At 74.4% G+C, this 12203-nt stretch carries 10 protein-coding genes; 6 read left to right on the top strand and 4 right to left on the bottom strand.

The window, feature by feature from the left end:
• The first annotated feature begins 321 nt into the window (after nucleotides 1–321).
• Nucleotides 322–2886 (top strand): DUF6493 family protein, encoded by a 2565-nt coding sequence (locus tag ACIBVQ_RS04270; protein WP_399175498.1) that lies wholly within the window; start codon nucleotides 322–324, stop codon nucleotides 2884–2886.
• A gap of 2 nt (nucleotides 2887–2888) precedes the next feature.
• Entirely contained in the window at nucleotides 2889–3779 is an 891-nt protein-coding gene (locus ACIBVQ_RS04275; protein ID WP_362916822.1) for a hypothetical protein, read from the top strand.
• Nucleotides 3780–3782: 3 nt separating this feature from the next.
• On the opposite strand, the gene ACIBVQ_RS04280 is transcribed toward ACIBVQ_RS04275, so the two are convergent.
• The 3 genes from ACIBVQ_RS04280 to ACIBVQ_RS04290 all read right to left on the bottom strand — a co-directional run bounded on the left by ACIBVQ_RS04280 (nucleotide 3783) and on the right by ACIBVQ_RS04290 (nucleotide 7166).
• Complete coding sequence (locus tag ACIBVQ_RS04280; protein ID WP_352009202.1) at nucleotides 3783–4436, bottom strand: response regulator transcription factor; 654 nt, start codon at nucleotides 4434–4436, stop codon at nucleotides 3783–3785.
• Complete coding sequence (locus ACIBVQ_RS04285) at nucleotides 4424–5674, bottom strand: sensor histidine kinase (RefSeq protein ID WP_399175501.1); 1251 nt, start codon at nucleotides 5672–5674, stop codon at nucleotides 4424–4426. The genes ACIBVQ_RS04280 and ACIBVQ_RS04285 overlap by 13 nt, the downstream gene beginning before the upstream one ends.
• A gap of 214 nt (nucleotides 5675–5888) precedes the next feature.
• Nucleotides 5889–7166 carry an alpha/beta hydrolase family protein gene (locus ACIBVQ_RS04290; protein WP_399175503.1) on the bottom strand — a complete coding sequence of 426 codons (1278 nt, stop codon included), beginning with the start codon at nucleotides 7164–7166 and terminating at the stop codon, nucleotides 5889–5891.
• Nucleotides 7167–7339: 173 nt separating this feature from the next.
• Between ACIBVQ_RS04290 and ACIBVQ_RS04295 the strand changes: the two genes are divergently transcribed.
• Together ACIBVQ_RS04295 and ACIBVQ_RS04300 are read left to right on the top strand one after the other, a co-directional pair.
• A complete protein-coding gene (locus ACIBVQ_RS04295) occupies nucleotides 7340–8518 on the top strand; it encodes a sensor histidine kinase (protein WP_399175505.1) in 1179 nt (392 codons plus the stop codon).
• Nucleotides 8515–9186, top strand: a complete 672-nt coding sequence (locus tag ACIBVQ_RS04300) for a response regulator (protein ID WP_399175507.1) — start codon at nucleotides 8515–8517, stop codon at nucleotides 9184–9186. The genes ACIBVQ_RS04295 and ACIBVQ_RS04300 overlap by 4 nt, the downstream gene beginning before the upstream one ends.
• Before the next feature lie 10 nt (nucleotides 9187–9196).
• Here ACIBVQ_RS04300 and ACIBVQ_RS04305 read toward each other — a convergent pair whose 3' ends face one another.
• Nucleotides 9197–10675, bottom strand: coding sequence for an IclR family transcriptional regulator C-terminal domain-containing protein (locus ACIBVQ_RS04305; RefSeq protein ID WP_399175509.1), 1479 nt, complete (start codon nucleotides 10673–10675; stop codon nucleotides 9197–9199).
• Between the two features lie 131 nt (nucleotides 10676–10806).
• Between ACIBVQ_RS04305 and ACIBVQ_RS04310 the strand changes: the two genes are divergently transcribed.
• Together ACIBVQ_RS04310 and ACIBVQ_RS04315 are read left to right on the top strand one after the other, a co-directional pair.
• The gene (locus ACIBVQ_RS04310; RefSeq protein ID WP_399175511.1) at nucleotides 10807–11556 is read left to right on the top strand and encodes a CoA transferase subunit A; all 750 of its coding nucleotides are present in this window, start codon (nucleotides 10807–10809) and stop codon (nucleotides 11554–11556) included.
• 16 nt (nucleotides 11557–11572) lie between these two features.
• Complete coding sequence (locus ACIBVQ_RS04315; protein WP_352009209.1) at nucleotides 11573–12202, top strand: CoA transferase subunit B; 630 nt, start codon at nucleotides 11573–11575, stop codon at nucleotides 12200–12202.
• Nucleotide 12203: the final 1 nt, after the last annotated feature.

The raw sequence follows: 12203 nt of genomic DNA on the forward strand, positions 1-12203 counted from the left end.
CCGCGTTTCCCCGGAGGATGGCGGCCGTTCCCTCTTTGCCGCCGCCTATTTCCACGGCGTTTCCCGCCGTCCGGCGCCTCTTTCCTCGGCGTGGCGGGTGTCGTGTGACGGAAATCACACGATATACCACCCCAAAAAGGCGCAGGTATATAGCGATTAGCCAGCACTTATGGCCTTTTAGGTCCCTATCAAGAGGGAAGCGTGTAAAGGGGTATTTGGTGTTTTTGTCAGACGCTTCCGGGGTCACCCGCGGGCAGAGGCCGTCCCCGGCGGGCCGGCGAAGGTCGAAAGTGTCGGCGTCGCTGGCTAGTGTCCCCAGCCGTGGAGCACTGGGACGAGATCAGGAAACTGATCGAGGAAAGACGCGCCGACCGGCTCGCCGGGCGGATCACGACGCTGGGCGCCGAGGCCCGCAAGGAGGTCGCGACCCGGCTGCCCGGCCTGCTGAAGGAGCTGCGGGGCCGCTCCGACCGGTGGGACGACTCCCTGGTCCGCCACGGCACCGCGCTGCGGGTCGCGGGCGCGGGCACCCTCGGCGGCGCCGCGGCCGTCGCGTCCTGGCTGTACCGGCGCGACTTCGCCCCGCAGTGGGCGGGTCCCGACAACGACGTGCACCTCGTCCTGGCGGTGATCGCCGACCGCCCCGCCGCCTGGCGCGCCGACCTTGCCCGGCGGCTCGCGTTGCGCACCCGCACCCCCGACGACCGGGGAATGACACTCGCCCTTACCCTGCTGCGCGAGACCGGCGTCGAGCCTCCGCCGCACGACCCGCTGGTCGCGGGCTGGGTGAGCCGCAGACCCTCGCGCCTGGCCGCCGACCCGCTGCTCGGTCACCTGCTGCCCAGGTTGTTCGAGGCCCAGGGGGCAGGCCGGGCACTGCGGGGCGAGAAGGAGCGGGACAGGGGCTGGCTGGCCGCCCTGTCCGGGCTGGCGGAGACGGGCAGGGTACGGCGCGAGACCCTGGTCGAGGGCTGCCTGCGCCGCTTCCTGCTCGGCGGGACCGCCACCGACCTGCGCTTCTTCGTCCACCTGCACGAGGCGCTCGACCCCTCGCCCGAGGAGGTCGCCTCCCGCACGCGCGACTACCTGCGCCTGCTGGCCGTCTCCCCCGGCCCGGTCGCCACGCTGGCCGTACGGCGCCTGCGCGGGCACGATCTCACCGCGGACGACCTCGCCGAGGCGTGGGACTGCCTGCTGTTCCGCCAGGAACGGGTCCTGGTGCGCGCCGGACTGTCATGGCTCGACCGTTCCGTACGGCGTGACCCCGCCCTGGCCGGGGTGGCGGCCGCGCCACTGGCCAGGGCCTTCGCCGCGGAGTCCGTGGAGCTCCAGGCCAGGGCCGTCGAGCTGGCCCTCGCGCACGCGGACGCCATGGGTGCGGAGGGACGCTCCCGCGTGCGCGAGTCGGCGGCCCTGCTCGCCCCCCACCTCGCCGACCGGGCCGCCGCCGCCTTCGAGGAGGGCCACGGCACCGGTACGGCTCCGCGTCCCGGGCCCGTGTTCGCTCCGCCGCCGCTGCCCGAGCCCGCGGAAGGTTCCCCCACCCTGCCGCCCCCGCCCGCCTCGGCCGAGGAGCTGGCCGAGCTGCTGGAGCGGCGGGACGACTCCTGGCAGTCGTGGGAACGGCTGCTGGCCGGGTTCGTCACCCTCGCCGTCCGCGACCGGGCGGCGCTGACGGCCGCGCTGCGCCCCTGGCTGCTCGGCGAGCCCGCCTGGCCGTACCGGGAGGAGACCTGGGAGCGGACGGACCAGTGGCTCTGGGGAGCCGTCCGCTCACTGAGCACGACCGGCTCGGGCCGGGGCGCCTGGCGGACCCTCATGCCGTCGAAGGATCTGGCCGCCCCGTACGTCCTGCTGCTGCACCGCGCGGCCGAGGTCCTGCGCGCGGTCGAGGAGGACACCCTGCCGCCGGTACTGCTGGCCACGCCGACCCACGAGACCGGGCACGTGGCGGCGGCCGAGCTGGTCGGGCGGATGGAGGTCGTCGAGGCGGCCGGGGCGCGGCCGCTCGCCGCCGACCTGCAGCAGGCGCTGCTTCGGCTGCCGCGCGTCCCCGACCCCGAGGCGGCGGAGCGGGCGGCCCGGCTGACGTCGGCCGCGGGCGAGATCCTCGCCGGGTGGATCCGCCCCGGGGCCGCCGTCGAGGCCGAGGTCGAACTCGGCTGGACGACGGAGAATGAGGGCGGGCGGGACGGCACACGCCCGGTCCCGGTGATCACCGCCCCGCCGACCGGCCTGCCACTGGTCGACCTGATGTTCCGCGCCCCCGGGCACGGCGCCGGGGCCGGGCACTCCGGCTGGTGGCCCTCGACCCTGCCCTCGCACCGCGAGGTGGCCGCCGCGCACCTCGTGCCCTACGCGCTCAGGCGTTCCTGGGGCGCCCCGGCCGCCGGGCCGGAGCAGATCCGCGACCTCGTCAGGGCGGAGGGACCCGCCGGAGCGGCGTTCTCCGCGGTGCTCGCCCGCTTCCTCGCCGACCCGCGGGCACCGGAGGCGGTCGACGCGCTCGTCGAGGCCGCCTCCCGGGACGGGCTGCCCACCGGTGAGATCGGCCGTCAGATCGGGCTCCTGGTGACCGCGGGCGAGGTCAGGGTGACCGACGTGGCCGCCGCGCTCGACACGGCGGCCAGGCGGGGCGCCCACGAGAGCGTGTGGCGGATCGCCGCCGCCGCGCTGCCCGCACTGCTTCCCGCCCCCGGCGAGCGTCCGCGCAACGGGCTGGCCGGGTTCGTCATGCTCGCCGCCACGGTCGCCGGGTGGTGCGGCGCGCGCGGCGAGATCCCCCAGGTGCGCGACATGGCGGCACGCAAGGGCGGCAGCGGGCTGCTCCGCGAGGTCCGCGCGCTGCACGACCTGCTCACCGGCGGCACCGCCAAGAAAGGATGATCATGGAATCCGGATACTGGCGCTCCCGTCACGAGGAGGGGCACGGCATGCGGGCCGCCGTCGGCGACCTCGTCCGCGCCGCGGCGGAGCCCGGCTGGTCACGGCTCACCGTCCGGCACGCCCAGGTCGGCACGCGCACGAGGACCACCGTCCTGCGCGACGGCCACGAGATCACCGTCGAAGGGCTCGCCGAAGACCTCGCGGGGCCGTTCAGGCGGCTGCGTGAGCTGTCACACCGGGCGGGGGAGGGCACCTGGTTCACCTGCGAGCTGTCCTTCTCCCCGGGCGGCAGGGGCTACACCGGTCACGTCGACTCCCGGGCTCAGCCGTTCGAGCGCGTGCCCGCGACGGCGGCGCTGACGGAGCTGACCCTGTTCCCCCGCGACGAACCGCCGGACTGGCTGCTGGCCGCGCTGCCGACCGCCGCGCCCCTCGGGCTCACCGTCGCCTACGGCGGAGACCACGGGCGCCGCAGCCCCGGCGAGCCCCCGCCGCCCTCCCTGCCGGTCACCGGCGAGCTGTCCTACCTCCCCGAGGCCACCATGACCGCCCGCTCCTTCGAGCACACCTGGGAGTACGGCCAGCCGACGGTCTTCCTGCGGGAGCGTCCCGGAGACCGGCAGGCCGGGCATCTGCTGGTCTCCCGGCACCGGGACACCTTCTGGATGGCGCGCCACGGCATGCGCGGCAGCGGCGAGGGGCTGCGCGCGGTCACGCTGGACGGCCGGGTGCTCCGGTTCGAGCTGTCCCCCAGGACGGCCGACACCCTGGAGACCGAGACCGTCTTCGAGATCAGCCTCGACCTGCCCCAGGAGACCGTCGGCGAGATGCGCGCCGCCCTGTCCGGCATCCTGCGGGCCGTCACCCGGGCGCCGGAGCTCACCGGGCTGTGATCCTCAGGGCGCCCCCCGTTCCAGATACTGCAGCACCGCGGCCACCCGCCGGTCGGTGCGGTCGCTCGGCGCCAGGTCCAGCTTGGCGAAGATGTTGCGGATGTGCTTGTGCACCGCGCCCTCGGTGACCACCAGCCGCTCGGCGATGGCCGTGTTGCCCAGCCCCTCCGCCATGAGCGCCAGCACGTCCAGCTCACGCGGGCTGAGCCGGTCGAGCCGCCTGCCGGGGCGACTGTGCGACAGCAGCTGCGCGACCACCTCCGGGTCGATGGCCGTCCCGCCGCCCGCCACGCGGCGCAGGGCCGTCATGAACTCCTCGACCCGTCCCACCCGCTCCTTGAGCAGATAGCCGAGGCGGGAGCTGCCGTGGATCAGCAGGTCGGTGGCGAAGGCCTGCTCGACGTAGGCCGACAGCACCAGCACGGCCAGGTCCGGCCTGCGGCGCCTGGCCTCGACGGCGGCGACGATGCCCTCGTCGGTGTGGGTCGGCGGCATGCGCACGTCGACGACGGCCACGTCCGGCTCGTGGGTGTCGACGGCGTCGAGGAAGGCCTTCGGGCCGTCCACGGCGGCCACCACGTCGAGCGACTCGGCGCGCAGCAGCAGCGCGAGGCCCTCGCGCAGCAGGGGGTCGTCCTCGGCGATCACGATCCGCATGGCAGGCTCACCTTCAGCGTGGTCGGTCCCCCCGGGGGGCTGGTCATCATGAACGTCCCGTCGTGGGCCTCGGCCCGGCGGCGGATGCCGACGAGTCCGGACCCGGCGCGCTCGTCGGCGCCGCCGTGACCGTCGTCGGTGATCTGGACGAGCAGCCGGTCGCGCCGCAGGCTCAGGGCGACGGAGACACGGCCCGCCCCGCTGTGCCTGGCGACGTTGGTCAGCGCCTCGGCCACCGTGAAGTAGGCGGTGGCCTCGACCGAGGCGGCGCACCTGCCCGGCAGGTCGGCGGTGACCGTACAGGGCACCGGGCAGGCGGCGGCGAGCCCGGACAGGGCGTCGGCCAGGCTCCTGTCCTCAAGGACCGGCGGCAGGATGGTGCGCACCACGGCGCGCAGCTCGGCCAGGGCCTGCTCGGCGGCGCCCTGGGCGCGTTCGAGGATCTCCCCGGCGCTCGCGGGGTCGCGGGCCACCGCCCGGCGGGCGGCGCCGAGCAGGACGGTGACGGCCACGATCCGGTTCTGGGTGCCGTCGTGCAGGGAACGCTCGATCCGCCGCAGCTCGGCGGCGTGCGCGTCCAGCGCCGCGGCCCGGGTCGCGGTGAGGTGCGCGACCCGCAGGGCGAGGTCGCCGCCGGGAGGCGCGCTCAGCAATCGCCGTCCCGGCCAGGACTGCAGCCGCTCCAGGCCCGGGATGACCAGCAACGAGAGCGCGGTCCAGCCGACGGCGAACACGCACACCGCCAGCGCGCTGCGCTGGTCGCCGACCCGCCAGAGGTTCAACGCCGCGTCCTCCGCCTCACCCGGCGGCAGCAGCCGCCACCACAGCGGGAAGGTGAGGTCGCGCACCGCGGCGAGCGGCAGCGACATGGCGACCACACCGGTCAGCAACCCCAGCGTCGAGTGGCAGACGACCCAGCCCAGCTCTCCCCGGACACCCGGGTCGGCCAGGGCGGCGCGCAGCCCCGGAGGCGGCGGCCCGGGGCCGACCAGCTCGGGATCCCGCTGCGACAGCCGGACCCGTTCCCGGTCGGCGACGACGCGCAGCCCGCGCAGCGCGACGGGCGCCATCGGCAGCCCGACCCCGACCAGGCACAGCAGCGCGACCACGGCGAGCCAGAGCAGCGCGGTCAAGGCCAGGATCCCGGTCCCCACCCCGCCGACGAGGTGATCGAGCGCGTCGACGGTGGCGCGGGACCGGGCGAGCAGGCCTTCCAGGCGCGTACGGCGGGCCGTCACGGGAGGCCTCCTGGAGCACGGCCCGCCGGGACACGGCTCGGGTGGGCCGTCGCCGGGTCACCGGGCGCCAGCACGGCCCGTCATATCCTCGTCCCGTCTCTTCGGCCACGCCCGGTGATCCGTCACCGGGATCTTGCGAACCTACATGTCATGATTTAACCAGTCGGCCACGGCGGCCGGGGCTCCATCGCGACCGGTTACCCCGGACGACGGGTCAGGGGATGAGGGAGACCTCGGGGAAGCGGGCGTCGGGGGCCTCGAACAGTGTGGTCGCCTTCCTCCGCAGGTGCAGGTCGAAGAAGGCCGCGACGTAGGCCCGCTGGGCCGCGACGGACCGGACCGGGTCGATCGTGCCGACGAAGTCGGCGACGGGCACCTTCGGCACCGTCTCCGCGATCTTCGGCAGCAACGCCTGCAGGTCGGTGAACGAGCCGTGCGCCGCCCCCTTGAACCGGAGCTCCCGCTTCCAGCCGGTCGAGGCGTCCCAGAAGGACTTCCAGCTCGGCTCGCTCGCCCGGGTGTGCGCCTCGGCCGCCAGCTGCATGAACGGCTTGGCGACGCCGCTGTCCGCGACCCCGCCGACGTAGCCGCCGTCGAGGTTGACGCCCGCGTCCACACGTGGGTCGTCGTGGACGAGCTGCGCCGCGACCGACCCGCCGAGGGACTGGCCGAGCGCCCCGACCCGGGACAGGTCGGGGGCGCCGCGAAGCCCCGCGGGCTCCCCCGCGCCGAGGGCGTCGCCGCGTCCCAGGGCGGCGATCCGGCCGAGGACGAACCGCATGTCCGCCAGACGGGCCCGCGAATGCCGGTCGAGCAGCTTGGCGATGACGCGCGGGGTCAGCTTCGAGGGCAGCGGCAGCGCGCGCACGACCCGCCCGCCGGGGAACTCCACCTGGTCGGCCTCATAGGTGTGGTCGACGGTGACGACCAGATAGCCGCGGGAGGCCAGATCCTCGACGAGGGAGGTGCCGAGGGTGCGCGGCCCGCCGTCCCCGGAACCGAAGAGCACGACGGGCAGCCTGCCCGCGCCGCGGTCGACCGGCGCGCCGGGGCGGGCGTGGGTCGGGGTGGCGGCCCAGTTCACCGCGCCCGCCGGAACGCCCATGGGCGGCGCGGAGTGCCGGTCCCAGTCGGCCGCGGCCAGGGGAGCCATGTGGGGGGCCGTGCGCGGGTTCCCGCCGGTGCCCCTGGCCGGGTACCACAGGCTGACCATCAGCTCCCGGTAGGGCTTCGACCTGACCAGCGGGTCGGGGCGGGACCGGTCGACCAGGCGCACGGCGAAGGTGCCGACGGGGTACGGCCCGCCGGGCGCGGGCAGCGTCATCGTGACGGGGGCACCGTCCGAGGCGTGCACGGCAGGGACGGCGGAGGCGGCGACGGGCGCAGAGAGGGGCGCAGAAAGGGGCGCGGAGACAGGAGTGGCGAGGGGAGCCGCGGCGACCGCGGTCAGCGCCAGACCGGCGACCGCCGAGGCGATCGTGCCGAGGGACATGTGGGACTCCTTACGAGTGGTGGATTCCTGCGCCGACGAGGCTGGCAGCGGGACACGGCCCCGGGCCAGCGGCATACGGCTGATCCACACCTACGACTTCCGGCTGAGGTGCCCGGACGCTCCTCCCTGAGAAGGATGGGGGGAGAACCAGCAGGACAAGTAGGGTGAGCGGCATGAAAAGAGGCGACCGCCCGGTGGCCTGGCCCACGGATCCGATCCGATGGCCGTCCCTGGCCGCCGACGCGCTGCCGGCCGCCGTGATCTTTCTCGTCACGCTCGGACCCGGCCAGGTGCTGTCCCGGGGAGAGCCGTGGACGTTGTTGCTCCAGGTGGCCCTGACGGCGCCGCTGCTGTGGCGGCGTCGCGCGCCGCTGACGGTCTTCTGCGCGGTCGGCGCCGCCGCCGCGATCCAGTGGGCCGCCGGCGTGCAGCTTCCCGCCGACGTCGCACTGCTGGTCGCCCTCTACACGGTCGTCGCCCACCGTCCGTGGCGGTGGGCGCTCACGGCCGCCCTCGTCCTGGAGGCCGGGGTGGTGCTGGCCGCGGCGCGGTGGGCGCCACCGGGCCAGTTCCCGTTCTCGGTGGCCGCGCTGACCGCGATGGCCGCCGTCGCCGTCACCACGGGTCTGTGGGCGCGGGCCCGGCGGGCGTACGTCGCCTCGCTGGAACACGACCGTGAACAGCGGGCCAGGCTCGCGGTCGCCGAGGAACGCGCCAGAATAACCCGCGACATGCACGACATCGTCACCCACAACCTGTCGGTCATGGTGGCTCTGGCCGACGGCGCCGCCCACGTACGGCACCGCGCGCCGGAGCGGGCGGCCGACGCGATGGAGCGGATCGCCGGCATCGGAAGGCAGGCGCTTGAGGACATGCGCCGCTCTCTCGGCGCCGACGAACCCGGGGCGGGCGAGTTCGGCGCCGGCCCCGCCGAGCGGGCGGACGCCTCGCGCCACCCGGCGCCCGGGATCGACCAGCTGGGTCCCCTGGCCGACCGGATGCGCGCGGCCGGGCTGCCGACCAGCCTGCGGGTCGCCGGAGACCCCGGGACGATCCCCGCCGCCGCCCAGCTCACCGTCTACCGGCTGACCCAGGAGGCGCTGACGAACACGCTCAGGCACGCGCCGGGCGCGACGGCCGAGGTCCGCGTCCGGCTGACGCCTCGGCGCGCCGAGGTGGAGATCGTCGACGACGGCCGCCCCGGACGGACGGCGGACGGGACGCCGGGGCGGGGCCTGACCGGGATGCGCGAACGGGTCGCCGCCTACGACGGGACCCTGCACGCGGGACCGGTGCCCGGCGGCTGGCGGGTGGCGGCCGACCTGAACCTGACAGGGGAGAGAAGACCGTGACGATCCGGTTGCTGATCGCCGATGACGAGTCGCTGCTGCGGATGGCCTTCCGGATGGTGTTCGAGGCCGAGCCGGACATGGAGGTGGCAGGGGAGGCGGGCGAGGGCGAGGAGGCCGTCAGGATGACCCGGCGGCTGCGCCCCGACGTGGTGCTGATGGACGTGCGCATGCCCGGCCTCGACGGGATCGAGGCCACCCGGAGGATCGTCAGGGACTGCCCACGCTCACGTGTGCTCATCCTGACCACCTTCGACCTGGACGAGTACGCCTTCGCCGGACTGAAGGCAGGGGCGGTCGGCTTCCTGCCGAAGAACACCCGGCCCGCCGAGCTGCTCGGCGCGATCCGTGACGTGGCGGCGGGGGAGGCCGCGCTGTCCCCGAGGGTCACCCGCCGCCTGCTTGAGAGGTTCGCCCCCCAGCTCACACCGTCCGCGTCCGAACGCGACGAGCGGCTCGCGCGGCTGACCTCCCGCGAGTACGAGGTGCTGGTCCAGGTGGCGCGCGGACTGTCCAACGCCGAGGCCGCCGTGGCGCTGAACCTGGCCGAGGCCACCGTGAAGACGCACCTCAGCCACGTTCTGCTGAAACTCGGGCTGCGCAGCCGCGCCCAGGTCGTGGTCTTCGCCTACGAGAGCGGCGTCGTGCGCCCCACGACCCTCCACGACTGACGGCCACCGGTCAGCGCTGCGGCGGAGTCACCCGGGCGCAGGCCAGGTCGGCCGACATCCTGGCCGCGGTCTCGACGAGCGCGGGCAGGACCTTCTCGACCAGAGCGGCAGGGGTGGCGCGGTCGACGTGGGTGGCGACGTTGACGGCGGCGACGACCCGGCCGTCCCGGCCGCGCACCGGGACGGCGATGGACCGCACCCCCTCTTCGAGCTCCTGGTCGACCACGGCGTAGCCGTCCACGGCCGCGCGCCGTACGGCGGACGCGAACTCGGCCGGGGAGGTGACCGTGTCCCGGGTCAGCGGGCGCAGGGCGATCGAGGCCAGCCGCTCCTGAGGCAGGTCCGCCAGGAGCACCCTGCCCATCGACGTGGCGTACGCGGGGAAGCGGGTGCCGACGACGATGTCCACCCGCATGATCTTCGTCGTGGGCACCCGGGCCACGTAGACGACGTCGTCGCCGTCGAGCACCGCGACCGATGTCGACTCGTGGATCCTGGCCGCCAGGTCCGCCAGGTGTGGCTGGACGATCTCGCCGAAGGAGAGTCCCGAGAGGTGGGCGTATCCGAGCTCCAGGACCCGGGGCAGCAGGACGGAGCGGGAGCCCTCGGTGCGGGCGTATCCCAGCCGCTCCAAGGTCTGCAACGCCCGTCCCACGGTGGCCCTCGGCAGAGCGGTCACCCTGGCGACGTCGGCGGGGGACAGCCCGCCGGGAACCGTGCCGAGCGCCACGAGCACGGCCAGGCCACGGGCGAGTGACTGCAGGTAGGCCGCCCCCAGCGCCTCCTTCGCCGGGCGCGAGACGTCCACGGTGGGGGGAGGCGGCACGGGACGGGCGGGCGGCGGGACGGCGGCCAGCGCGGCCTCCATCCGGGCGGCCGTCTCACGCAGCCTGGCCACCGCGTGGGCGCGCAGCCCGGCCATGGTGTGCCTGCTGGTGTGGCTGACCACGCTCAGCGCGCAGAGCGCCTGACCCGCGGCGTCCCTGACGGGGACCGCGACCGCGATCAGACCGGGTTCGACGAGCTGGTCGTCCTCGGCCCACGGCGTGCCCTGGTCGTCGAGGAGGGCCAGGCCCGCCGCGCAGCGGTCCGCGGGCAGCAGGTCCCCGACCCGGAAGGCGACCGAGACGGCGCGCCGCCGGGTGAACTGCCCGAAGAAACGCACCCCGTCCCCGTCGGGCACGGCCAGCGAGACCGACTCGTCCAGCTCGGCGGCGAGCCGTTCGGCGTGCGGGGCGAGGACCTCACGCAGGCCCGCGCAGACGAGGTAGGCCTCACCCAGCTCCATCAGGCGCGGGGCGAGCAGCACCTCGCGCTCCTCCGCCCTGAGGTAGCCCAGGTGGACGAGGGTCGCCAGGACACGGTCGACCGTCGACCTGGCCAGGCCGGTGGCGCGGACCAGGTCGGTCGCGCGTGTCCGCCGCCACGGCTCGGTGGTGAGCGCGCGCAGCACGCCCAGCCCCCGCTCCAGGGTTCCGGCCGGTTCCATTCGGTGTCCCTTCTCGGTCCCTTCTCGTCCGTCGCAGGCACTTTGACAGGAACTACTCCGGACCGCATACTCGACACAACAATAGTGAACTAAAGTTCACTCAACGAACATCTCGGGCGGGTGGAACACACGTGCGGAGAGACAAGGTGGTCGCCACGGCGGCGGACGCGCTGGCCGGGGTCGGCGACGGGGCGTCGTTCGCGGTCGGCGGCTTCGGCCTCAGCGGCATCCCGAACGTGCTGATCCAGGCCCTCTACGAGACCGGGGTGACCGGAGTCTCCGTGGTGTCGAACAACTGCGGGGTGGACGGCGGCGGCCTCGGCCTCCTGCTGGCCGCCCGGCGCATCGTCCGGGTGACCGCCTCCTACATCGGCGAGAACAAGGAGTTCGCCCGGCAGTACCTCGCCGGTGACATCGAGGTCGAACTGACCCCGCAGGGCAGCCTGGCCGAACGGCTGCGCGCGGGCGGCAGCGGCATCCCGGCCTTCTACACCCCGGCGGGCGTCGGCACCCCGGTCGCGGACGGCGGCCTGCCGCTGCGCCACGCCCCCGACGGCTCGGTCGCCGTCGCCTCGCCGCCCAAGGAGGTCCGCGAGTTCGACGGCAGGTCATACGTGCTCGAACGCGGCATCACCACCGACTTCGCGCTGGTCAGGGCGGCGAAGGGGGACAGGCACGGCAACCTGGTCTTCAGCAAGGCCGCCAGGAACTTCAACCCGCTGGCCGCGATGGCCGGACGTGTCACCGTCGCCGAGGTCGAGGAGCTGACCGAGCTCGACCCCGACGAGGTCCACCTGCCGGGCGTGTTCGTCCAGCGCGTGCTGGTGCTCACCCCCGAGCAGGCGGCGGACAAGGCCATCGAGAAGCGGACCACGTCATGACCTTCGAGGAGTCCCGATGAGCTGGAGCCGTGACGAGATGGTCGCGCGGGCGGCGGCCGAGCTGCGCGACGGCGACCACGTCAACCTCGGCATCGGCCTGCCCACCCGCATCCCCTCCTTCCTGCCGCCGGACGTCGAGGTCGTCCTGCACTCGGAGAACGGCATCCTGGGCGTCGGCCCCTACCCCGCCGAGGACGAGGTGGACCCGGACCTGATCAACGCGGGCAAGGAGACGGTCACCGTACGGCCGGGCGCGTCGTTCTTCGACTCCGCGCTGTCGTTCGGCATGATCCGCGGCGGTCACATCGACGTGGCGGTGCTGGGGGCGATGCAGGTCTCCGAAGGCGGCGACCTGGCCAACTGGATGGTCCCCGGCAGGCTGGTCAAGGGCATGGGCGGGGCGATGGACCTGGTTCACGGCGTCCGCAAGGTCATCGTGATCACGGACCACACCGCCAAGGACGGTTCCCCGAAGCTCGTACGGCGGTGCTCGCTGCCGCTCACCGGCAGGGCGTGCGTCAACCGGGTCATCACCGACCTCGGCGTCCTCGACGTCACCCCCGAAGGCCTGAGGCTCGTCGAGACCGCCCCCGGCGTGAGCGTCGAAGAACTGCGAAGCCGTACGGACGCGGACGTCCTGATCTGAC

Origin of the sequence: Streptosporangium sp. NPDC049376 (assembly GCF_044466505.1) — a bacterium.
Taxonomy (GTDB): domain Bacteria; phylum Actinomycetota; class Actinomycetes; order Streptosporangiales; family Streptosporangiaceae; genus Streptosporangium.

Bases quoted from the DNA above. Each gene is read 5' to 3' on its own strand.
- ACIBVQ_RS04305 (WP_399175509.1), bottom strand. From the start codon at position 10,675: ATGGAACCGGCCGGAACCCTGGAGCGGGGGCTGGGCGTGCTGCGCGCG.
- ACIBVQ_RS04315 (WP_352009209.1), top strand. From the start codon at position 11,573: ATGAGCTGGAGCCGTGACGAGATGGTCGCGCGGGCGGCGGCCGAGCTG.
- ACIBVQ_RS04275 (WP_362916822.1), top strand. From the start codon at position 2,889: ATGGAATCCGGATACTGGCGCTCCCGTCACGAGGAGGGGCACGGCATG.
- ACIBVQ_RS04290 (WP_399175503.1), bottom strand. From the start codon at position 7,166: ATGTCCCTCGGCACGATCGCCTCGGCGGTCGCCGGTCTGGCGCTGACC.
- ACIBVQ_RS04280 (WP_352009202.1), bottom strand. From the start codon at position 4,436: ATGCGGATCGTGATCGCCGAGGACGACCCCCTGCTGCGCGAGGGCCTC.
- ACIBVQ_RS04295 (WP_399175505.1), top strand. From the start codon at position 7,340: ATGAAAAGAGGCGACCGCCCGGTGGCCTGGCCCACGGATCCGATCCGA.